Source organism: Enterococcus sp. PF1-24 (assembly GCF_029893325.1).
Lineage (GTDB): Bacteria > Bacillota > Bacilli > Lactobacillales > Enterococcaceae > HY326.
Map to the genome: position 1 here is coordinate 81,401 of NZ_JARXWL010000003.1, position 23,155 is coordinate 104,555.

General features: G+C 33.5%; 23 protein-coding genes and 2 pseudogenes. 10 read left to right on the forward strand and 15 right to left on the reverse strand.

All coding sequences use genetic code 11. The features are described 5' to 3' along the window. Positions 1 to 124: 124 nt before the first annotated feature. From M2139_RS02185 to M2139_RS02205, 5 genes are all read right to left on the reverse strand, one after another. Positions 125 to 1,351: a tyrosine-type recombinase/integrase gene (locus M2139_RS02185; RefSeq protein ID WP_280737158.1), complete on the reverse strand. Its 1,227-nt coding sequence runs from the start codon at positions 1,349 to 1,351 to the stop codon at positions 125 to 127. A 62-nt stretch (positions 1,352 to 1,413) separates the two neighbouring features. Next, entirely contained in the window at positions 1,414 to 1,692 is a 279-nt protein-coding gene (locus tag M2139_RS02190) for a helix-turn-helix domain-containing protein (RefSeq protein WP_280737159.1), read from the reverse strand. Positions 1,693 to 1,710: 18 nt separating this feature from the next. Then, positions 1,711 to 2,097 carry a hypothetical protein gene (locus tag M2139_RS02195; RefSeq protein ID WP_280737160.1) on the reverse strand — a complete coding sequence of 129 codons (387 nt, stop codon included), beginning with the start codon at positions 2,095 to 2,097 and terminating at the stop codon, positions 1,711 to 1,713. A gap of 46 nt (positions 2,098 to 2,143) precedes the next feature. After that, the gene (locus tag M2139_RS02200) at positions 2,144 to 3,208 is read right to left on the reverse strand and encodes a replication initiation factor domain-containing protein (RefSeq protein ID WP_280737161.1); all 1,065 of its coding nucleotides are present in this window, start codon (positions 3,206 to 3,208) and stop codon (positions 2,144 to 2,146) included. Between the two features lie 226 nt (positions 3,209 to 3,434). Then, positions 3,435 to 3,917, reverse strand: a complete 483-nt coding sequence (locus tag M2139_RS02205) for a hypothetical protein (protein ID WP_280737162.1) — start codon at positions 3,915 to 3,917, stop codon at positions 3,435 to 3,437. Positions 3,918 to 4,074: 157 nt separating this feature from the next. Between M2139_RS02205 and M2139_RS02210 the strand changes: the two genes are divergently transcribed. Next, positions 4,075 to 4,593: a helix-turn-helix transcriptional regulator gene (locus tag M2139_RS02210; protein WP_280737163.1), complete on the forward strand. Its 519-nt coding sequence runs from the start codon at positions 4,075 to 4,077 to the stop codon at positions 4,591 to 4,593. Between the two features lie 1,270 nt (positions 4,594 to 5,863). Here M2139_RS02210 and M2139_RS02215 read toward each other — a convergent pair. Both M2139_RS02215 and M2139_RS02220 read right to left on the reverse strand, forming a co-directional pair. Then, positions 5,864 to 6,484 (reverse strand): DUF1648 domain-containing protein, encoded by a 621-nt coding sequence (locus M2139_RS02215; RefSeq protein WP_280737164.1) that lies wholly within the window; start codon positions 6,482 to 6,484, stop codon positions 5,864 to 5,866. Further along, the gene (locus tag M2139_RS02220) at positions 6,474 to 6,752 is read right to left on the reverse strand and encodes a metalloregulator ArsR/SmtB family transcription factor (RefSeq protein ID WP_280737165.1); all 279 of its coding nucleotides are present in this window, start codon (positions 6,750 to 6,752) and stop codon (positions 6,474 to 6,476) included. The genes M2139_RS02215 and M2139_RS02220 overlap by 11 nt, the downstream gene beginning before the upstream one ends. Before the next feature lie 161 nt (positions 6,753 to 6,913). On the opposite strand from M2139_RS02220, the gene M2139_RS02225 reads away from it, so the two are divergent. From M2139_RS02225 to M2139_RS02250, 6 genes are all read left to right on the forward strand, one after another. Beyond that, a complete protein-coding gene (locus tag M2139_RS02225; RefSeq protein WP_280737166.1) occupies positions 6,914 to 7,105 on the forward strand; it encodes a hypothetical protein in 192 nt (63 codons plus the stop codon). A gap of 64 nt (positions 7,106 to 7,169) precedes the next feature. After that, complete coding sequence (locus M2139_RS02230) at positions 7,170 to 8,207, forward strand: radical SAM protein (protein ID WP_280737167.1); 1,038 nt, start codon at positions 7,170 to 7,172, stop codon at positions 8,205 to 8,207. A 17-nt stretch (positions 8,208 to 8,224) separates the two neighbouring features. Continuing rightward, positions 8,225 to 9,013 carry a hypothetical protein gene (locus M2139_RS02235; protein ID WP_280737168.1) on the forward strand — a complete coding sequence of 263 codons (789 nt, stop codon included), beginning with the start codon at positions 8,225 to 8,227 and terminating at the stop codon, positions 9,011 to 9,013. 22 nt (positions 9,014 to 9,035) lie between these two features. Further along, positions 9,036 to 10,427, forward strand: coding sequence for a methyltransferase (locus M2139_RS02240; protein WP_280737169.1), 1,392 nt, complete (start codon positions 9,036 to 9,038; stop codon positions 10,425 to 10,427). Beyond that, on the forward strand, positions 10,424 to 12,061 hold the full coding sequence (locus M2139_RS02245) for an ABC transporter ATP-binding protein (protein WP_280737170.1): 1,638 nt from the start codon (positions 10,424 to 10,426) through the stop codon (positions 12,059 to 12,061). Before M2139_RS02240 ends, M2139_RS02245 begins: the two co-directional genes overlap by 4 nt. Before the next feature lie 464 nt (positions 12,062 to 12,525). Continuing rightward, positions 12,526 to 12,819, forward strand: coding sequence for a hypothetical protein (locus M2139_RS02250; protein WP_280737171.1), 294 nt, complete (start codon positions 12,526 to 12,528; stop codon positions 12,817 to 12,819). Positions 12,820 to 13,154: 335 nt separating this feature from the next. Here the strand turns inward: M2139_RS02250 and M2139_RS02255 are convergent, their stop codons facing one another. The 7 genes from M2139_RS02255 to M2139_RS02285 all read right to left on the reverse strand — a co-directional run bounded on the left by M2139_RS02255 (position 13,155) and on the right by M2139_RS02285 (position 19,891). Then, positions 13,155 to 14,435, reverse strand: coding sequence for a site-specific integrase (locus M2139_RS02255; protein WP_280737172.1), 1,281 nt, complete (start codon positions 14,433 to 14,435; stop codon positions 13,155 to 13,157). A 59-nt stretch (positions 14,436 to 14,494) separates the two neighbouring features. Beyond that, the gene (locus tag M2139_RS02260) at positions 14,495 to 14,776 is read right to left on the reverse strand and encodes a helix-turn-helix domain-containing protein (protein ID WP_280737173.1); all 282 of its coding nucleotides are present in this window, start codon (positions 14,774 to 14,776) and stop codon (positions 14,495 to 14,497) included. A 135-nt stretch (positions 14,777 to 14,911) separates the two neighbouring features. After that, positions 14,912 to 16,105 (reverse strand): Rep family protein, encoded by a 1,194-nt coding sequence (locus tag M2139_RS02265; protein ID WP_280737174.1) that lies wholly within the window; start codon positions 16,103 to 16,105, stop codon positions 14,912 to 14,914. A gap of 272 nt (positions 16,106 to 16,377) precedes the next feature. Further along, positions 16,378 to 16,986: a hypothetical protein gene (locus M2139_RS02270; RefSeq protein WP_280737175.1), complete on the reverse strand. Its 609-nt coding sequence runs from the start codon at positions 16,984 to 16,986 to the stop codon at positions 16,378 to 16,380. Then, the gene (locus tag M2139_RS02275; RefSeq protein WP_280737176.1) at positions 16,983 to 18,053 is read right to left on the reverse strand and encodes an AAA family ATPase; all 1,071 of its coding nucleotides are present in this window, start codon (positions 18,051 to 18,053) and stop codon (positions 16,983 to 16,985) included. The genes M2139_RS02270 and M2139_RS02275 overlap by 4 nt, the downstream gene beginning before the upstream one ends. Next, complete coding sequence (locus M2139_RS02280; RefSeq protein WP_280737177.1) at positions 18,053 to 18,370, reverse strand: hypothetical protein; 318 nt, start codon at positions 18,368 to 18,370, stop codon at positions 18,053 to 18,055. The genes M2139_RS02275 and M2139_RS02280 overlap by 1 nt, the downstream gene beginning before the upstream one ends. A gap of 303 nt (positions 18,371 to 18,673) precedes the next feature. Next, positions 18,674 to 19,891, reverse strand: coding sequence for a hypothetical protein (locus M2139_RS02285; protein ID WP_280737178.1), 1,218 nt, complete (start codon positions 19,889 to 19,891; stop codon positions 18,674 to 18,676). Positions 19,892 to 20,044: 153 nt separating this feature from the next. On the opposite strand from M2139_RS02285, the pseudogene M2139_RS02290 reads away from it, so the two are divergent. The 3 genes and pseudogenes from M2139_RS02290 to M2139_RS02300 all read left to right on the forward strand — a co-directional run. After that, a pseudogene (locus M2139_RS02290) lies at positions 20,045 to 20,640 on the forward strand (ATP-binding protein); the annotation flags it as partial. A gap of 10 nt (positions 20,641 to 20,650) precedes the next feature. Further along, a pseudogene (locus tag M2139_RS02295) lies at positions 20,651 to 20,758 on the forward strand (helix-turn-helix domain-containing protein); the annotation flags it as partial. Positions 20,759 to 20,779: 21 nt separating this feature from the next. Then, on the forward strand, positions 20,780 to 21,196 hold the full coding sequence (locus M2139_RS02300) for a TetR-like C-terminal domain-containing protein (RefSeq protein WP_280737179.1): 417 nt from the start codon (positions 20,780 to 20,782) through the stop codon (positions 21,194 to 21,196). Between the two features lie 577 nt (positions 21,197 to 21,773). On the opposite strand, the gene M2139_RS02305 is transcribed toward M2139_RS02300, so the two are convergent. Beyond that, complete coding sequence (locus M2139_RS02305; protein ID WP_280737180.1) at positions 21,774 to 23,123, reverse strand: YjiH family protein; 1,350 nt, start codon at positions 23,121 to 23,123, stop codon at positions 21,774 to 21,776. Between the last annotated feature and the right edge of the window lie 32 nt (positions 23,124 to 23,155).

Here is a 23,155-nt window from a genome sequence, read left to right on the forward strand (position 1 = left end):
TCTCTTGTTTTTTTGAAAATAGAGAACAAAATAGAGAAGACTTTACAGGTATACACTTCTTTAAAAAAGAGGGAACGGTAAATGAGATAGGTTCCCTCTATATTTTAGTGTTATTTTATTCAGCCTATCTTACTTCATTTAATCGTCTTTCAAATGCTTCATGAGTAGAAAGGTTGACCACATTTGACGTATTTACATAAATTTCTGTTGTCTTAATATCTGAATGGGTCAAAGCTTGTGAGACCTCTGCCATTGTTGCACCGCCTTCTTTTGCTAAGGTCGCAAATGTATGTCTTAGCTTATGAGGTGTTGCATGGGCAAGTTCAGGATGTCTTCTCTGAATACTCTTCATTCGATAGTTCAAATAGTCAATATGAACAGGTACATTCATTTCATTTTTACGATTTGTATAAGTAAATAAAAATTGGTTAGAAGAAGTTCGAATATTTATTTGTCTTAACATATCTTTTTGCTGTTCCTGCCATTTTTTTAATAAAGGAAGTAAAGAAGGTGGTAGTTGAAATACTGTTCTCTTTTTTCCTTTTGTTAGTGTTATATTGCTTTTTTTATCTAGTGTTTGAACTAAAGAAATGGTTTGTTTTTCAAAATCAATGTGTTTCCATTGCAGTGCGTAAGTTTCACTTTTGCGATCTCCTAGGTTGATTGTAAGAAGTAACAGTAAATAGTCTTGTAAAGAGAGCGTATCACGCTCAAAATCATTGTGAATAGCATTTAACCATTCCACAAGCTCTTCTGCTGTTAATGCTTCGCCATTTAGGATTCGTTGTCTTTTTAATTGCTCCTTTTTTGGTTGCCCTACAAATTGAATGACTTTAGCCAAACGATTATATTCAATGTATTCTAAAAGTTCTGCTACTTCAAACAATTGATTAAAGTAACTTTTTAACGCTTTGATATTTGAATAGTCGTTCGATTTTTTTACAAAAGTTCTCAAAATTAAATTTTTATTATCATTCAAATAATTAAGGGAATACTCTCCAAACATGGGTAACAGATGATTTTTGAATAAATGTTGTGTAGCTGTTTGAGTAGATGAGCTAGGAATACCTCTACTTCTTCCACTAGCTCCTGATATATACATTTCCCACCAAATCGTTTCATAAAAATTTTTAAAAGTGATTACGCCTAATGATTCTAATGAACGAGCATTTTTATCTTCTAATACTTTATTGATTTTTTTGAGAATTTCTTTTTCATCTTTTTTTGCTAACTCCTTTGTCTTGAAAGTTTTTGTGTATTTCTTTGAGGTGATGTTAGAAATTTGCCGAAATTCTTTGGGATAAAAAACTTCTACTTTGTAACTACCATTTTTTGTTTGTCTGATTGCCATTTAATTGTCACGTCCTTTAAAAAGCAAACCAGTATGCAGAAGTCTACATACTGATTATACGTTTATCTTTCAATATTTCCAAGCAACCATTGATCGATTGCTTGTTTATTAAAACGTGTAACTCCTGCTAACCTAACTTTAGGCAGTCCTGCTTCAATAAACTTATCAAGTGTATTGTTTGAAACATGGAGGTAAGTACAGGTTTCCTTTTTCGTCATATATATCTGTTCTAATCTACAGTCTTCTCTTGCGCGCTCTATCTCCTTTTTTATGTGTAGGTAGACAGTAGCTTGTAACGCATCCAATTGCTCATCTGATAATGAAATAGATACAGTGTTCATACTGAATACCTCCTCAATTTACTTTCCTTCTTTTTCTAAGATGATCTTCTCTGCTTTGTAATACATAGGATTTCCAGCCATAGAGACTTCTAAATTTTCAAAGCGACATTTTACGCTGTCTGATTTCATAATCGTCTCGTTTGTGATAATAAGTTCTGCGCCTAAAACAGTCACTTGCGTTGCTTTTTTTCTAAATTGTCCATCTAAGATAGTGACAGAATACTTATACCCGATAATAGTTTCTGTATCAAATTTTCGTGGTCGCCCATCAGAACCTAAGATGACTTCTCCTGTTTTTTCATTTGTTCGTTCTTCTTGTTCAAATTTTGGCATGACTTCATCTAATTCAAATCGTTCTCCGATATGTGATAAATCAAAATCTCGTTGTGCTAACATTTTTGCCATAGTCATTTCCTACTTTCTTTGATATAATAAAGTAAATAATATTTTCCTAGTCACCTGTTCGAGAGGTGGCTTTTTTTGTCATTTCAACAATAAGCTCTAATAGTTCTGTTCGTCCGTATTGAGTGGCTCTTTTTTGAAGTTCACTTGCTAAATCAGGCGGAAATAGAACCTCCTTTTCCTCGTAACCCATTTGTTCATCATGAGATAATAAATGATTCTCAATGCAAAATAGATAAGCGTGGTATACTGCAATTGCTCCATGATGGAAATACCAATCAAATTTCTTTACCAGTCCTGATTTAGTTTTTGGAATAGAGATGGAAAAAGGACGAGATTTTCCAAGAAATTTTACCCAAGCTCTTAAAGGAGTCTTGAATTCATCATCCGTATAAAAGTTTACTTTCGCTTTTAAATATCCTTTGACTAAATCTATCAATTCACTATCTAATGCTAAATAGTGATGAACAAATTCATGGGCTTTTTCTCTTCGGAAAACAATTTCAGTTCGTATCCAAGGAGGAATATCCTTTTTTCGTACGCTTTGCTTTTTTGCTTGTTCTGCCTGTTTGTCATAAAACTTAAGGCGATCATCCGCAGAGGGTGGTTTTAGATAAACAGTCATCCCTTTTTCCTTTGTTTCAAGCCCATACACATCAAAATAGGTGCTTTTCCCATAAATAAACCGTTTTTTTCTACAAATCTTCATTAGCTGCTGAGGAGTGAAATAAGGAATAGTATTCCAATCATCAATTGCTGGGTCAACTCGAGTAATCTTAAACTGATTTTCATATACTTGAAACAAATTCAGTAGAAAGTCTTTCACCGTCAAATTCATTTTGCCAAGCACTTCTGTTCGATAAAATTCTAATGCTTCTCCACTCATTACCAACATACAATCTATTTTTTGTTCAGATGAATCAAAGTAAATACGGATGGCTCCATATTCTACTACATGATCGTAGTCATAATGTTCTAGTTTTCCTTGTTTTAAGAAAAAATAATCACTGGGAATACCTAAAACATTGTGAATAATTGTATCCAGAGGCTCATTGATGAATAGCTGAATTTGAATCCAATCAAATAGCGCTCGCAAGTTATCCTGAGATGCCAAGTCACCAATCACCTCCTTTTTCTGTGACTAGCATTGAAAAAAATGAGGGGACCTTTTTGCCAAAATGGATTGTATAGAAACGCTGTTGTAACAGCTTTATCCATTACTTTTAATCTACTCTAGAGGGTGGTGTTACTATACACCCTCATATTGGCGACAACGTTCGCCAACCCATGACAGCGCCTTTGACCCTGCGTCGCTTTGTGCGCCCTCGGTCAAATTCTGCTTAGGGTGACGCCCGCTCTCGCCAATAGTGTTTTAGTTCCGATTTGCTCTCAATGGCCTGTTCTACCTGCTCTAAGCGCTTTGTCAAACGATAGTTTTCTTGTGATAAAGAAATTTTTTGTTTCTCTAAAAGAGTGATTTTTTCACTTTGAAAATCTAATATTTTGTTGATTTTTTCAATTAGTTGCACAAGTCGTTCATCCAAACTGGCCAGAGTCAATTGTTGCTCATTTCGAAAGGCTTGTTGAATCGCTTCATTCAATCCTAGTTTTGCCTTATGCTTAACGACAAATTGAAATTTTTGTAGATCAGTTTCTGTATAAGCTAGATAACGTATATGTGTATTTTTATGTCCGACATTCATATAATCATATGAGAATTCAATACTACATAAAACTTTTGCAAGCTCTGTCCAACGTCTAAGTGTTCGAGTTGAGTTTAGGCCATCAATTTTTTCTACTACTTGTTTGCTTGTATAGACCATATTTTCACCTCCTTTCAATCAAAAAATCTGATTTTCAAATATATCTTAATATCAGATTTACGAATTGTCAAGAAAAATCCTAAAATCAGATAAAAAGATTGAAAAAAAGAGTTGTTACAAGTATAATTGACTTAATTTATTGGAGGAGGGAACACAAATGAATCGGATAAAAGAGCTACGAAAAGATAGAAATGTAACAGTTAAAGATCTTAGTGAGAAGTTTGGTGTATCTCAAAGTATGTTAACGAATTATGAAAATGGTAGCAGTTTACCTAGAGATAATGAAATTTGGAATAAATTGGCCGATTATTTTGAAGTTAGTGTCCCTTATGTGATGGGATTAACCAGTAGACCTTCGGATTATATTAAGGCACCTGTGCAAAGAAATCCAGATAAACTGTTTGAGGGAATGAAGCCTCTTGAAATAGCTATTTCAAGTTGGGATGAATTTCAAGTTTTAAATTTTTTAGAAAATTTGGATGCAGAGGATCTTAAGAAAACGGTCAAATTTATGTATGGCCTTCTTCAAGATAATAAATATGATGATAAAGAAATAGCAAGGGAATATATTTTCAAGGCAGATAGTTTAACTGTGGATAGAAAAACAAATAACGCTAAGTTAGAAAACATGAGAATGGAAGCAGTGAAAGAGAAACGCTCAGATAAGAATGGATAGCAATGAAGTTAAAGTAGAGAGCTAGTTGAGTATTATGTCACATCCACACAATGATAGTTTGAAAGTAGTTGATTTCATTAGTGAAGAACTGACAGGATATCCAGCTTCTAGATTTTTTAGATATGAATTTAGTAAAGAATTAATTACTAAATTCATGTGTTCTCAATTAATTGATTTGTACAAAAGTAGATCAAGATGATCATTTTTAGTGGTTTGAAAAATAATCCCCAAAATGCTATTATGCAAACGCATGCTGTTGTAAGCGTTTTTTTAGGGATGCTTCTATTCTTTGATAATCAATATTTTTATAGACAGTTATACTAAAATAACGTATCATATATAGTATATTAACCTCGTGAAGTGTTTAGTGAAAAAAATCACTATGTTTAGGAGGTGGAGAAAATCATATTGAGATTTAAAGATAATATTTATCAATTACTTATCTTGCGTGTTACGTCTGAATTTAGTTTTAGTATGTATTCGATTATTTTCCCATTAATCATATTAAATATAAGTGGATCTTTATCGCGCGTAAGATTATACTATTCCATTATAAAAATTCCGAGTATTTTGTTATTACTTTTTTTAGGGATTTTGGTAAAAAGAAGTTAGTAGAAAAAAATTGATTCCTTATGGTTGGAATCCAATGGGGCCATATCTTGTACTTCCTAATTTGAAGTCTTACTTGGAAGAAAAAATCAGAAAATTGATATCAAAGATTTGAATATAGAGTTTTATGACACATTATTATCTAAAGATTATCAAAAAATGTTTATAAAGAAAGCTCAAACTAATTTTCCTGATGATGTAAATTTGAACTTAAAAAAAATTATTTTCAAGTAGAGAGAACTAAAGAAATTATGCGATCAAAAGCATTTTTTAGTAAATAGAGCAGAGATTATTCGGAAAGTGTCTTAAGAAATAGTGTCTATATTTTAGGGAAGGCCTGTCCTGACATGAAGATAAATTTAACGATGGAAAGTGATTTTTTTATGAATGAATTAATACAATGGCATCCCAAAAGGTGATTTCTAATTAACGTTAAAAATCCATTTTGAAAGCGCTTTATGTGGATTTTATATAGGTAGAATATGTAAAGTTGTATTTTCTAGTTTTGACAATAGCTCCCTTGTGCTGTCGACTCAAAAGCTCAGAGGTTAGAATAGAAAAAAGGGAGCCTAAAACTAAGCTCTCTAGTGTTTTGATTCAATTTGCTATTTAAAAAATTGTATTCCTAATATTTTTAATTGAGAATTTTTGTGTTTAGCTCTTAATAATTATTGATTCTAAATATCAACAAGCCCAAAGATACAAAAACAAAAATAAGTAAATATACAATATTTGAGAAATTGGTGAACAGACCTAGTAAAATGAAAACAATACCACAGATCATATAAGTAGCTCCTACGAAAAAGTCTTTTTTTAACTGCGAGACATACTTCATCTCTGATGTAGAAGTACTAATTATTGGTATTTTTGATTTGGGTAAAATATTTCCTAAGAATAAGAAACTTACTCCGATAAGGATAAACGCTAAATTGAAAATATCTAAGGACATGTCTGATAAATTTGAAACAGATTTGTAACTAGATATAATAATATAAATATTCAGGATATTCAAAGTTCCCAATGATAGTATTCCAGTAGACAAAATCTGGCCCATTTTAACGCTACTTTCCGTTTTCTTTGTTTGAATTAATAGAAAGGAACCCATAATAATCATAAAGATTGGGAGAATTAATACTTCGTATTTGATTCCCCATCTATCAATGTCACCTGATAAACCATAGTGTCCTGGTATTTCTGAAGGAAGAATTCTTAGTGCAAGTAAAGATAATAGTAGTGGTAAAAACATTAGTAATTTCAAAATAAACTTTTTTCTATTTTTCAAAATTATTTGCCTCCTTTATAGAATCAATCCACAGTGTTAGTTGTTCTAAAACGCTCAAATTTAGTTCATAATATATATAATTTTTGAGCTTCACTTCCTGAAGTAAATCTGCTCTCTTTAGCTGTGAGATGTGATAAGATAATGCAGATGGCGAAACAGACAAGGAAGATGCTAACTCCCCTGTAGTTAATCTTTTCTTGGATAGACACATTATTATTTCTCTTCTCTTATCATCTGACAGCGCTCTTAACAGGGTATTTACAGTCATGGGCACCACCTTCGATTTGAATATCTGCAAGCTTATTATATGCTATTTCAAATAAAATTGAAATAGTTTATATATGATCGCTAGCAATGAAGTCTTGAATGGAAGAATTCAGCACAATAAGATTCGAGATATATTTAGCTAACCTAGAAAGGAGTGATACCATGTCTGTACAAGCGCCATATGAAAAACCTAGTGTCCAAGTGGATCAAAGCCAAGATGGAGAAATAACGCCTTATATTGGTGTTGTTGGGGCAAATGTATTTGGGATACTAAATGCGAATGTTTACACAACTGTTAACGTATTTATGGTTGCCAACCTAAATGCTGGCTTTAACTGGAACCTCTCTAAATAGTAATAATTTGATCTAATTAGGCTTCATTGTTTGCGATCAATTTTGTAGTGAAAGGATGAATAAGATGGATTTTACTCAACAATATCCAATAATTGACACTATTCAAGCACAACTTTCTAATCTGAAAAACTTGGATGCTCCATTGATGGTATCAATGGATATAACTAATCAATGTAATCTTCGGTGTGTTCACTGTTTTAATAATAGTGGATCGGATGAATTATATGACTCTGAACTTACGGATGAAGAAATTATTGATGTAACAAAACAAATCTGTGATCTTCGACCTACTAATGTTTGCCTTTGTGGTGGAGAAACGACATGTAGAAAGAACATACTAGATATCATTGATGTTTTGCATGAAGGTAAAGTAGGAAACATAAGCATGGTTTCTAATGGGATGACCCTGACTAAGAAAAAAGTAACAGAACTGAATGCGCACGGTGTAACTCAAATTCAGATTAGCCTAGATGGAGTTAATAAGTACCAACATGATACTTTCAGAGGTGTAGCTGGATCGTTTAATAATGCGGTTAATGCGATTAAAATAGTTAAGGAGTTAGGACTTTCACCAGTTACAACTTCATTAGTTCCAAACAAACTAAATTTTAAAGACATCTATTCTTATGTTGAGATGTGTATTGGTCTTGGTGTAGAAGAAATAAGAATAATGCCATTTATTCCTTCAGGTAGAGGAAAAACATTAGGTAGACAACTGATTCTAAGTAACTATGAGTATTTCAAACTTCAAAATGAGATTGTTCGTGCCCAAAGAGATTTTATTAACGAGGTCTTCGTTGAATGGGGAGATCCCATTGATCATCTAAGAAGAATGCCAACCAATGCTTTTAATGGATTAAAGACATACTGTATGGAAATAAAATCAAATGGAGATTTAACCGCGACTACTTATTTACCTGTAATAGTTGGCAGCACTCGTAAGCACTCTTTAAGAGAATATTGGGATGCTGGTTATGATAGATTATGGAAAAATCCTAAAATACTTGAGTATACAGAAAAAATTCAGAATATTTATGATTTTGATACTTTTGTACCTGCTCCTTTTTCAGGAGAAAAAGTATATATTGATCTAATAAAGTAACGGAGAGGAGTATTTATATGAATTATGAATTATTAGAAGAGAATTTTTTCGTGAGAGGTGAGAAAGACGACACGATTACAGTCATGAACAAAGAAACACATCAAATTTGTTATTTGTCAAAACTAAGTGGAGAGGTTCTTAAAAATCCACATATTAATACATCGGAAAAACTAGTCGATTTCGTAACAACGAAATATGATTGTTCAAATCAAACCAATGATGAGATAGTTGAAGATATTGAAGGGATCATTTATCAGTTAGATGCTTTAGGGTTATTAAAAATTAGTACAGCTAAAAAACAAAGCGATATTTATAATGGGGTTACTGTCGGAGGTGAAGCCCTATATGTGGGTATCGAAAAATTCATTTCCGATAATTGCGGGTTTGATTCAAATTATATTCAAGCAGACCTATCTTCCGATTACTTCAACAAAGGTGCTATTCGAGTTAGACAATTTAACAACAAAGAAGTGAACATATTATTATACCAGAAAGGGAAAATAATTTGTGACTTTGTCGTTGGCTTACCCCCATTTAGTTCTGCTGTATCAGTAATTTCCGTGAATACTATTGTTTTTGATCAACGATTGTCAAAGAAAGAAATAGAGACTGCAATTACCAAAATTCTAACGTTTATATATAAGGAGCTCGGGAATCAATACAATAAAATTCGATTCAATTCATATGACGATAGTCATGTATTTGCTACTAGAATTCTTGAGAAATTGGGCTTCAAAAAAGTTGCAACATTTGAAAAAGAGATAGCTAAATCTATAGATTTGAACGTTTACGACAAGGAAATCTGATTATTAATGGAGGATAGACAAAATGCTAAAATTAAAGAAACAATATTCTTCAACTTTGAGGGAATTATTAGAGAAAATCAACTATTCATTAATAGTACAAACGATTCGTGGAAATGGAGCATTTCTAGACCCTTGGTTTGATCTAGACTCGGCTCAAAAGGCCATCGAATCCATTCCATTTGCGAAACAAAATATTATGAAGTTATTGTATTTAGGTACACCGATCTCTAAAGAAAGCTTACTAAATGAAATATCTGCGGAAACATTAATGTTACTTATTGAGTGCGGATTACTTATTGAAAATGAAACTATGATAGAAACAGCTAATATCGTTATTTTAATGTATCAGCAACTATACTTAGTAGTGGAAAAACCAACTAATCATAAGTACACTAAAAATTCCGATACGGATGTCTATATTGGTTACGATAGTTTTAGATTGGCTGAAAATATTAAGTTTGATAAAGGGGCAGTTGTTTTAGACTTGTGTAGCGGATCAGGAATTCAAGGATTAATTGCAGGAAAATCAGCTGCAAGAGTAATCTCAGTCGAACTAAACAAAACGGCATTCAACTTCGCATCGTTTAATGGTCTACTAAATGATTTAGAAGATACAGTGGAAGTGCGATTAGGGAACTTATACAATCCGGTAAAACAAGACGAAAAATTTGATTATATTTATGTGAACCCACCGTTTATTCCTGTAGTTAAAAATATATATTATCCTCTATGTGGTGATGGAGGAGAAGATGGTATGCATATTCTAAAAAAAATTATTGAAGGAATACCAAATATTGCAAAAAAAAGTTCAAAAGTACAAATTTTTTGCCAGTGCTTAGGGGATTCAAATAGTATCCTATTCCTTGATTATTTAAAGAACTTCTCGAAAAATTTAGAATGGAACTGTAACGCCATTGTAACCGATAAGCTCCCACTAAAATATCAAGCGCAACAATTAGCAACTTTCACTGCTTGTGTAAATAAAGAATTAGATATAGAAAAATTTATTAAAGATATGAAACAAATATACTTTGATTTAAATGTGGATTATCTATACAGCTTAATTATTGATATCACAGTAGGCGAAAAAGGATCTTTGAAACTATATAATATTGCAAATTCATGGAATCTGAAAGACATACCAGTATCTAATGAAAATATAGATATTAGAAATTCTAATGATTCTTATATTGTTCAAGAGAACTCTGAAATAAAGGGATATTTTGATACAATAGCAAAAGATATTTTTGATTTATTCGATGGAGAAAATTCACTTTCTGATATTTCTAAACAGCTTCATCCAAAGAATTCCGAGAGATTCACTGAAGCAGCCTTTGAACTCGAAGTAATGATGAATGTTCAGTCCATGGAAAAATTAGGTTTGATAAACAAAAAAAGTAGAGTGAATCTATGACAATTTTTAAGGATTATGCTAAAAACAATCGAAAGGAATTAGTCTTCATAGTCCTTATCATTGTTTTTGCATCTATAATTAGTATTCCATTGCCATATACCACAAAGTTTCTGATTGATGATATTTTGTTAGGTGAACAGTATTGGAAAATTAAGTATTTCACTTTTTTTCTAGTAGGTGTTCTTTTTATTCAAATTGTTATTGGGAGAATGAGTGCATTGGTGAGTTCAAAGTTTATAAAGAAATTCAATATTTCTTTGAGGAAGAAATTGTATGTACCACTTATACAAAGTGACCAAGTTTGTCAAACACAAGGTGGAATTCAAACCCTTATTTTAAATGATGTTGACTTACTATCGAATACAATATTGACAATTATCAATATTTTTTTCTCAAATATAACTAAGTTAATAGGATTTCTATTTGTCATTATTAATATAAATTTGAAATTAACTCTTGTTACACTATTGTTCTGTCCTATCTATTTACTTTGGATATCATTCGTTAGTAAAAAGATAAAGAAGCTGAATATTCAATACCAAGTTTCCAAAGAGCATTTACTGTACAAAGTAAATACTCTAGCAGATAACAGTTTGGTTGTTAAACTTTATAATCTATTCACTAAAACTGAGAAAGACTATATGGAAAAAGTTGAGAGTAATGCTGAAATCGCTAAAGATATCACTGTATATTCTAATTTTGTTTCCATAGTTTCAAATGTAATTATTACATCTGCGAATTTTATACCGCTAATTCTGGGTATATCACTAGTTAGTAAAGGAGAATTAAGCCTAGGTAATTTGATTGCATTTAATTCATACTGTGGGTTGCTCTTCTCACCAATTACTACACTATCTGGATTATTGACTCAAAATAAGACGGCTCAGGTTTTTGATGAGAGAATACAAGCAATCTTAAAGGTAGATGAACCACATCAGAAAAATCAAAGAGAACTAAATATCATTGAAGAGCCACAAGATAATGACATAATTTGTTTGAAAAAGTTTAATCTATATACTAATGAAAAACAACTAATAGTAGATTCAGAATTATCTTTAAAAAAAGGTGAGGCTTTGCAGTTACATGGTGATAATGGAGTTGGAAAATCCTTACTTCTCAAATCAATTTCCAATATATATCCAAATCATAGTGGGGCTATATTTTATAATAATTTGATCATAGTCAATACAACAATACCTGAAATATCTGAGGAAATTCTTTATGTTTCGAATGATCAAGGCTTGGTTTTAGATACATTAAAAGACAACCTTGTTGGAGAGTTAGAAATTGATGATGACTATGTAATAAGTGTCTTAAAGGATGTACACCTTTTTGATCGTTTTGCACTATTACCCTTGGGATTGAAAACAACCAAAGAAGAAATATTACAGCAGTTCAGTGCTGGTGAATTACAAAAGTTAAAGATAAGTAGAGCTCTGCTGAAAAAACCTAAAGTATTATTATTAGATGAAATGTTTTCAAATATTGAAAAAAACCAGTCGTGTATAATATTCAACAATATTAGAAATAAATATCCCAGTCTATCAATAGTTTTGGTGGAACATCATATCCACGAATTCGATATTGATGTGAATTATAAAATTTGTGAAAAAAAAATATCCAAATTAATTTAACATAGTTGAATTCAAATTGTTTAGATCAATCAATTGAGTGAATACTAATGAAGAATTAAATCTTATAAACAGCAAATACAATCTATCCTTTTGCATTTACTGTTGTATTCTAATTTATCAAGTATTGAACTACTTGATTACAATTCTTAGTGTGATAGCAATTGGTCTGTTGTTTGATACAATGTATGAACTGACAGCCTTTATGATTACAATTTATTGCCTACGTATAGCAGGTGGTGGAGATCACTTCGAAAAAGTACGATTATATTTTTTATTTTCAATTACACTATCGATAGTTATTTTTCTTTGTATTGATTCAATTTTACCATTTTTTTCATGAAAAGTGGCTCATTTTCATTTCTAAACTAGCATAAACAATAGTCTATTTAATGAACTATCACAGGTGAAAAATATTATTTCATCTACAAATTGAAAACTTAGGTAAAATGAAAGGATGGACACATATGAAAAAAGAGGGTAGGATAAAATTTGCTCTTAAAAGAATGGAGCAAAATCAATATACAATTACTTTTGCAAAAGGAGTTGACATAGATCTAGTAAATACAGATTCCTTTATTAAAAAGAATATTGATTGGATATTTTTTAACTCAGAAAAAAATAGTGGTGAAATATATATAGGCAAAGGAATTTCTTTAGAGGAAGTTCAAAATAGATTTGCTATGCTGTTCTCTTTAAGTGACAAAGATATCTCTATTAAAGAAAAAAGCATTGGGTTGAGCAATTTGTACCCTCTATAATATAAAGGCTTTTGGATTAGAATATTCAAATCTAGCATATGAAATTGTAGTATAAAAAGTGTGTTAGTAATTACTAATATGTTATTTATATTATGTAGGATACATACTGGTGCTTGAATATTTAGAGAAGATTCGAGAGAACATAAGAATGGGATCTTATGAAATTTAGTGAAGTACTTTGTTTTGCTGATATGAAACTTTTGTTGTTAAAACAATAGTTTTGAACTCTATGAAGTATGCTATCTATTAACCAGGTCTTAAGAAAGCCCGTAAAGCTTCACAATTTTCTAAACGTTAATATTCGCTTTATATCAACGATTTGGACGTTTCGCAACTTAGTTTGTGAAGCGTCTTTTTTCATTGTTGACACCATAGTTGACACCATTCAGGGCAGTATCCTTTTGAATTAACTTGCGGTAAGCTATTTCTCCAACAGGCATTTTAATGACATTTGGTGTGTTCACATAAGTTTTTGTGATTGTGGTATCGCTATGGGTTAGGGCTTCTGAAATCTGTTCTAAAGAAGTGCCGGACTGTCTAGCTAAGGTTGCCCCAGTATGTCTTAATTTATGAGGTGTCGCATGTGCTAGGTGTTTATGCCTGCGTTCGATAGATTTCATTCGATAGTTCAGGTAGTCGGTATGAAGCGGTTGATTGATATTACCTTTGCGATCAATATACGTAAAAATAAGTTGTTCATCGGATTGTTTGATACCAAATTGAGCTAGTTCAGATTGCTGTTGATTTTTCCATTCAAGTAATAACTCTTTCAACTCAATGGGAATATGAAAAACTGTCGTCTTATTTCCTTTTGTGTTTTTTTCGTTGCCGAACTTATCCAAAGCTTTTGCAATAAATATTTGTGATTTTGAAAAATCAATATGTTTCCATTTCAAGGCATAAGTTTCAGATTTTCGATCAGATAAGAAAAAGGTTGTCTGGAAAAGAATGTAGTCTTGAAAGGATAGAAGCTCATTCTGCCAATCTTCGTGAACAGTGATGAGCCATTCTCGTAATTGCTCAAATGACAAATATAAATCTTCTTCTTTCCTAGCCTGTTTTAATTGGTTCTTCTTAGTCGCTTTGATGCGTTTTAAGGACTTTTCAAGCTTATTCCGCTCAATGTATTCTAATTCCTCAGCCCAGTCAAATATCGAGTTTACATAGCTTCTTAATGTTTTAAAGTTTGCATATTCAGCAGCTTTTTTTGTCATAAGTTGTAAAACTAGGGCTTTATTCTGGTTGAGATAATTAAGCGTATATTTACCAAACATTGGCAGTATATGAAGTCTAAATACATCTTTGGTATTACCAACTGTTACCTTCGTTGGAGGATTGGTGTTTGTTGAAGTAAGTCCAGAAGTATAAGCATCAAACCAAATATCTTTGTAAAAATTTTTGAATAAGGCTTCACCACCTAGTTCAAAAGCATTTTTATTTTTGTTTTCACGTATTTCTTTAATTTTGGCATAGAAATCAATCTGAGCTTCGTTAGCCTCCTTTTTTGTTTTGAAGTTTCTTGAGTAAAGTTTCTCTACTCCCAGTAATTCTTGAATATCTTGAGGGTAGTAAAGTCTTAGTCGATAAGTATTATTTGTAGTTTTTGAAATTGCCATAGTATTTACCTCCGAAAATGTGAGCCGAAACCAAATACTATGACTTGATTATACAAACTCTAAGATGATTTTTCTAGCTGTTTTATCCATTTATCAATAGTGATCTTATCAAAGCGAGTGGAGCCGTTAATTTTGATAAGGGGTAAACCCTGTTTTATCCACGAATCTAGTGTATTGTTGGATATTTGTAGATAGTGACAGGTTTGCTTTTTATTCATGTATCGGTAGTTGAGATTAACTTGTTTTCGTGTGTTCTCAATTTCAACCAAAATCATTTGAGTAATTTGTTTTTTTATACTACCTAGCTGTTCATTACTAAGTAGGATTTCTACTTCTTTCATATCTGGTACCTCCTATATTATTTAATGATGTTGACTAGATAGAAATGACTTAGGATAGAACTATTTATTAACTACAATAGGAGAAATATTAAGCAGTAGCTTGTAGATAATATTCTAATCTTTAAAGAATGTCATTTATTCATTTGTAGTAGTTCCATTAGTCATAAACTGATTGAACTTTCTATAACTAGTGATTGCATTAAGACCATGGTTTTTCTTCAGATTAGCTAGTAGTATATTGTCTTTTTGTGTACCTATGACAGAAACATAATCTTGAAGAAAAGAGTCGTATTCTTGCATTTCCATATATAACGGTGTCATATATTGGACAAAGGTAATCCTTCGCTGGAGCTGTTGGAAAGCATCGATGCTAGGATGATGTCTGAAGACTACATCGTAAAACTGTTTTGGATTGTATGGTGATGTAATGATAAACAAATCTACCATCAAGGCTTTATCGAAGAAACGACTAGGTGCTTTAGGCGTCTCGCCATAGGGATCAAGCATCTTTAATAAATCATCATAGGGGAATGTTTTTGGACGTAATTCATCTAGAATGACGGTATGCTCCCCTTCGTAATGCTGAAACCCATCTTTTGAGGAGCCAGAAATAAAGTAATTCTTTTGTGTAGCGGCGGCATATCTCTTGGCTAGGACAGTTTTCCCAGTTTCTGATTGCCCATAGAGCCAAATCACGGTGATTGGTTTACCGCTGACTTTTCGTTTTGCGATCCATTCTTTCGCATTTTCGGCTTGTACTTGTTGGTGAACATCTTGAATTTGTCTTTTGGCTTTGGCAAATTGTGAACCTGTCAAGTTGGCGATGACTTCCTCTTTCGAGAGTTCACCAGTACCTAAACGATCAAGCAATTCTTTAATGATCACATGATCTTTTCGAGAGTCCTTTTTATTTACATTTTGAGAGATCTTTTTTAATAATGCAGGGTAATCAAAGTTTGCTTTGACGCATTCTACTGGATAAGGGTATTTTTCTTGTGCTTCAGTTGTCTGATGGACAAGGTAAGAATAGGCATTGTGGATATTTCCGCGCCATTGTTGAAAAGCAGAACCTTGCGGTTCTTGGATCAATTTTGCCAGTTGGGCTAGACTTCTAGGATTTTTGAATTGCAGGACAAGGTGCACATGAGGTGTTACAGGCTCTCCTTGCTCATTCACATCCTTATCATGAAGGATACCAGCGATTTTTACAGGTTGTAGTGTGGATACAAACGCTTTAAAGATACTGGCAAGTGTTTTCCGTTTGATCGATCGTGGTAAATGCTGTAATTGTTGTTCATACATCACGTTGATTGCACGTGGTGCGCCCATATTTGACCATCTCCTTTCAGTTGTAATTTTGCTAGCTATTATCACTTGGTTGAGTGAAAAATAACAATCGTCATTTTTGACTAATAAGACTTATTTTGCTTGGTATATGGTCTTTTTAAAAGATTTTTGACAAGATAGGATGCGGTGGTATAACAAGCCCTACCACCGCAAGGGAATAAGTTTTCGATTAAAAATTGACAATGAAAAAGCTAAAATAGCGGAATGGAGCTGCTTTTTTGTTTTCGTTCCGAACAAAAGCAGCCCCATTCCACTTAGTGAGTTTGCTTTGTTCCTCGTAGCCACAATTGAAATTTTTGTCGCTCAAAAGTTGAGATCAGATAAGTTGGATACAAACTAGCCAAATGTTCTTTGATCTGTTCTTCATGAGCCCTTAAGATTTTCTGCGATTGTGCCTCTTTTGGGATATTGATAAACAGTTGTAAGTGTTCGTTCCGAATGTCTAACACTGATTTCTTTACTGAACGATTGAACTGCCTCAGTACCTGATCTTCTAACTTCGTTTGGTCATCATAAGACTGATTTTTTGGAAGTTGTGGCGTTGCTTGTGTTAAAAATCGCCTAAAGCGAAGGGTCCCAATAATAGATTTTCCCAAATTGGACAAACTATCCTGTTTTATCCGATGAATGACCTCTGGAAGTAGGAAAATGCTCAATAGGGTAGTGACAATCACAAGCAACAATTGAAGGGGATCTAGTAGGATCTCTAATAATACGAATGAGAAGGAGGCTTCTGCTGTTGTTTTTAGACTATAGAGACAGAGCAGATTTCCAGCGCCCGAAAGGGCGATCCCCATTAGAAAGAATGCACCTAGTGAGTGGAGAACCGAATAGCATTGAATAAAATATGATTTTTTTATCATAAGATCCCACTTTCTGTATAGAAGGTTGGTGTCAAAAGTGGCAATACCTGATAGGGGTGCTCACTATCAATGACTTGGATCAATCCTGTACCTTTTCCAATCGGGATAACGATCCCTGTTGGATCTAAATCAGGAAATAGGAATTGGGTGGTTTTACTGCTGATATTTCCAATTTGAACTAAGACATTCGCCTGTTCTCTAACACTTACTGGAACGGCATTGAAGTCAAATCGCTGGGAAACTAAAACTAAATGACAACGGGTCGCACGTCCAAGAAGTGCGATGGTACTGAGTAAAGACTGGAAAGCGTCTTTGATTTGCTTATTCACGCCTTCAGACAAAGCCAACACTTCATCAATCACGACAGTTAAATGTTCAAATTCATGTGTTGGATTATCAAATAGGATCGCTTGTCGCTTATGAATGATCGACAAAACAGAACTTAACGCATCGTTCACTTGGCTAACAAAATCACTTTTAGAACGATTCTGTTCAGGATGAAGCACAGAAATCTGATGTGATTTGGCCCATCTTGAAGGACTGTCGAACTTTGGATCTACAATAATCAATTGTGATAACTGGCGTAATGCTTCAAGAAGATAGGTTAGAAAATAGGATTTTCCGCTGCCTGAATTACCCGCAATCACGATACCCGTGACATGATCATAGTTGATGCACAAGTTTTTCATAATTGGAATCTGACTTCCTTGATACTGGGTAACATAGGTCGGAAGGTCTTGTATGATCAAACGTTCACTTATCCCTTTGAACCAAGGAAAAAACAAGGCTCGTTGAGTGTGAATATCCTCTGTTTCTAAGGGCATAAAATAAGCCGTGTTTTGTTTCAACAAGGTGTACCGAGGGTAAAGGCTCGCATTGGCAATGAGAAAGATCTTTTGATAAAGAGCTTCATCAATCAAATACCCCGCCGGTGTGCGGGGGACGAATAGGAATCCGTCCTCTTGCACAACGACATAAAAAGAATTGGTATACGTGGACTCGCCATTTATTGAAAGTGCCATATTCAAGCTTTGACTCAAATAGCGTTCAAGGGCAGCCGTCTCCATTATTTCACGACCTTGAGACCATCTGCTTTGAAATAGACATTGTTGCGGATCTCAATCCCTTGGAGATTATCAAAAGCAACAAGGGAGAGAAAAGGAGGGAGTACAGGTTCCTTTTCAAATTTGACACTAAAAGGGTTCAATCCTTCTTGAACAAACCAGAGTTTATATCCCCGAATGTTTTCTGTCCGTTGCTTCTCTACATATTCATACTGTGTTTCAATAAACGAAGTGGTGCATTGTGTGGGGCGATCTGTAGCGATATATTTGCGAGCCGTAGCCTCACTGTACTGATTTGTTTGAGTAAACGATGTTTTCATTGGTTAAAATCCTCCTGAGTAAAGTTGTAGTGGTAAAAGTGGCGAAAGCCGTAACTATCCCACTTCTAACTAGCATGATTTACGGATCTGCTAGTTTATGATCAAAGTACTTGTGCACAGCTCTTTGATACCTCTATTCTACGACTATTTCATTGGAGAAAAGACTATCAAAATGGACTTATTTTTAATGAAATTGAACACCATTTTGATTACCAAAATGTCGTTACTACATTTTAACTTGTACGTTAACAACCAGAATGAAGTACATAAAAAGAGTAACCAGTTTTGGCTACTCTTTTCTTGTTATTTAGCAAAAGCTTCAAGTTCTTCCCATTTGATACAGTTGATAAAAATATTCTGAAATCTGACTAAATCATCGATCATGGGGCGGATGGCTTCGCTTATTTTGACCTGTAACAAATTTGAAGCCTGACTATTTTCGGTTAAGGAACCAGGGATTTTTTGTTCTTTCCGATTCAAGTCATGAATTACATCAAAGATAGGGGGAGTTGAGATTATTTGTTCAAGAAAATCTTGTGCTTTAACCTTTTTTTGTTCATTAATAAAGGGACTGCTTGTGTCAGTGACATTTTCTATCCCTTGAAAAGGCGAGCATTTTTCAAACTTTTTCAAATCTTCTATGGTGTTTATCTGTTGAGAGGTAAGGGCAATTTCGCTCAGAGCAGTTGCAATTTGGTCAATGTCTTTTGGATCATCTGGTATATGAATAGAATAACTTTTAACTGGGAGATAAAAGTTTTCCAATGGGATATCCGTATGAAAAGAGGGGGGCAAGTCATGATCTAAGAATTCATCTATGAGACTTTTGACCATAAATCCAATTTTAAAAACACTATTGTTTTTAAATTTAGCAATCATTTCAGGAACGATAATACCAGCGAAATCTGCACGTAACCAGGTATCTATTTTTTTATCAATTCGGTTAAAATGAAATTTCTCATCAATTTCATTAAATGTTGGTTGAATAACCTTTTCTTGAAAGGAATGAAGTAACCTAGCTTTACATAGTTTCCATAAAATAGAAAAGATGGAGAAAAAATCAACTGGGAAGTTCTTTTCTTCTGACAACTCTGAGTCTTCCTTATAGAGATCATACCACCTTCCAAAATCCCCAAACGCATAAGCTAGATTTTTCATTGATTGCGTTACTTTCTTCTCTGGAGTAAAGCGAGTTTCTAACAAGGTCCCTTTAACAAGTTTGGCTGGAATGAGTGAACTGAAGATATTCAAGAAAAGAATCTTCAATGTGTCTTCTTGTTCTTTTTCATTACCAAAAATGAGTTCAATTTTTGAAAGCTCAAAGTATTTAACGTATTTATCCAATAGTGTGTCAGAAATGAAGTTTCCACTTGATACAATTTTACCTTTTTCTATGTTGAGGATAGTAGGTTTTTGACCATTTGAGATAACATCTGGTGGGATTTTCTTGTATTTTGTGATCCTAAGTGCTTTGAAGCGTTTAGAAATGCGAGGGATTAAGATAAGTTCTGTAAAAGTCATAACATGCCTTCTTTCTAATTTGTGAAAACTGAGCTAGTTAATAGTATATAACGAGAACGTACGTTCTGTAAAGGGGGAGTTTTTCCAATTTAGTGCAAATAATTTTTTGATACGCTAGTTAGTTTTTTTACCCATACTTTTTTACTTCAACAAGCAATCGATCTGGATCAAAGTTTCGAGGAATTCCTTACACAATTGCTTACGTTAGAAATTGAACAGAGGCAAAATAATGGGATCCGAACTCTCGTTCGCCAATCGGAACTACCAAGTAAAGTGACGTTTGATGATTATATGGACAGCCATTTGGAAGTAAAGATGAGGAAACAAATCAAAGAGCTGAGAACGTTACGGTTCATTGATCAAAAAGAGAATCTTATTTTAATGGGCAATCCTGGCGTTGGAAAACACACTTAGCGACTGTTCTAGGGATGGAAGCTTGTCTCTCTGGAAAAAGTGTCTTATTTACTAATATCCCTAACTTGGTCATCGAACTAAAAGAATCCATGAGTGCGAACCAGTTGAACTTTTACAAGCGTCGATTTGGTAAATATGACTTGGTGATTCTGGACGAATTAGGTTATGTTTCATTCGATCAGATAGGAAGTGAAATACTGTTTAATCTTCTCTCAAATCTGATGACTGTCGGCTCTATGATTATTACGACGAATCTGTCCTTTGATCGTTGGAAAGAAACTGAAGTGAGACCCAATAGTTGTCAAGGGCCACACCTCAACCAAAAAAGATATTAGAGAAACCTTTATAAATTTATTAAATACGAAAGGATTTGACAATTTAACAGTCAGCGATATTTCGCGGGGGGCTGACATTAATCGCGGAACATTCTACCTTCATTACGTTGATAAATATGATTTAATGGAAAAACTAGAAATGGAAGTTATCTATGATTTGAAACAAATTATGTTATTAGACAACGACACAAATTCCATAAATCTTGATAAACCTCTGGACTTAATTCCTTATAATCGAGTTGTAAAAGCTTTGTATTACATAAAAGACGATTTCGATTTTATATTTGCCTTATCAGGTAAAGGAGGCGATCATAATTTTCCCACGCTGATCAAAGATGTTATGAAAGAAATGATATTAGTAAAAATTGACGCTTCTGAACAATTACATTTTTCAAAAAAAGGTATCCCTGAGGAGTACGCCATTGAGATTCTATTATCTGGAATCGTTGCAATTATCATGGTTTGGATTCGCAAAGGAGGTATCGAGTCACCAGAAGAAATAGGGCAAATAATCGAGCTGACCAAAAAGCTCCCTCCATACGAGCTTTTATTATGATTGTTTTTTCCTCTAATTGCATTTGGGAAATAGAAAGAGCCAAAGAAGATTTTCCCTTTGGCTCTTTCTTAATAGTGAGTAACAAAACTAGCCCATTAGGAGAAGCATTCCCCATGAACCAATTTACTACATACTTACGAATGTCTTGTCCGAATCAATAATTTACAAATACAAAAAAATACGGATTTCTTTAAAGGATTTCAGATCAGCTCCAAACCTTCGTATCACATCTCATGCTATTTTCTACCGGAAATTCTCTAGAAACCTCATCATCTTAACTAAAATCTCCAAAGTATCATCATTTATGGTACAGCTCCGCTTATCGTGAGTGTTTTTTGTCAAAACTCTAAGTTATACATACATGGAAAAGGGTTCTTATAAATGAACGTTGCAAGCAAACTTTAATAAGATTAAAGTTTGCTATTTATCATGAAAGAAATCCGCCATTTTAATCCAAAAATGACAATTATACCTTTTTGATTTTTGTGAATGGCTGTCTGATAAAGGTTTGTCCAAAATGGACAGATTTGTCATGCTGAAGAAAGTAGCTTCTTCTTGTGTTATTAGAGTGTATAATCTAACTTATCCCTAATAGATTTGTTAATAGAACAACTATAGGTAAAGCGATTAGTGTGCGTTCTAAAAATATGATTGCAAGCATTCTAAAGTTTACTGGAAGCTTTGAGGTCAATAAGACAGTGCCAATCTCAGTGATATAAACAATTTGAACTAATGAAATAATGCCAATAATAAACCTAGTTTTTAAAGATGTGATACCAGCTGCTAGAACTGCAGGGAGAAACATATCAACAAAACCAATTATTAATGCAGGCGCTGCAGTAAAGGCATCTTCAACATTCAAGAATTGTAATAAGTAGGCAAAGGGAAGTGAAAGCCAATCGAATAGCGGTGTGTAAGTAGCGATAATACAAGCAAGAGTCCCTACTGCAACAACGATTGGAGATGATTGGAAAATGATACTAAAGAACATATCAATACCTTTATTAACAATTTGACAAAGACTGGGCCCAGTTGCTGCTTTTTCTATAGCAAGTTTTAGAGCCCACTGAAACCTTGAATATTCTTTTGGGACATTCTCATTAATTACTTTTCCCGTAGTTTGATAATACTTATTAGAACAAGTACTCAAAGGGGGGATTCTAGCCATAATTATTGCGGTAATGATACCAGTAATGCAGATAATAGCATAAAATGGGATGAACAAATGTTCAACATTTATCATGGCAGATATAACCATACAAAAGGGCATAGAAACTGCTGAAAAACATGTAGCAATCGTTATGCCCTCTCGAATTGTATAATAGCCTTGCTCATATTGAGCAGCAGTGATTACAACACCAACCGTATTGCTTCCAAGCCAAGAAGCAAGAAGATCAACAGTCGCTCTGCCAGGAAGTTTGAACAGTGGATAAGTAAAGTTTTTTACAAGTGTACCTACATAGTCCATAATGCCAAAATCAGTCAACAAAGGAATCAAGAATGAAGCGACGAAAAACCATGAAATAATCACTTTTACTAGTGAAATCATTGTTCCGCCAGTATCTGTAGATATGATCCAAATAGGTCCAATTTGAAAATAGACCATTGCAGTGATGATAGCCCCTACTACTCTAAGGAGCATATAAAGTGGACTAGCAACGAAAAGTGGCGCAAGTCTTGGGTTACCCAAAATGAATTGGGGTCGAAAAAAGAATGTGATGGTGGTAGCAATTGCTGAAAATGAAATGAACATTAAGACAATAGTCGTTGAAAAGGGTTCAATAAAACTGGATAATTGGTTAGTGATAATTCCGATAGGAATAGTAATGGAGCCTTCAAATGGAACTGGAAGCAGAAAAATAAATACGCCGAGTACGGAAGGAATCAAAAACTTTAATAATGGCTTTTGTAAGATCTTGTGATTCATTTTTTGCACCTCACAATTTTAGAGTGTGAACT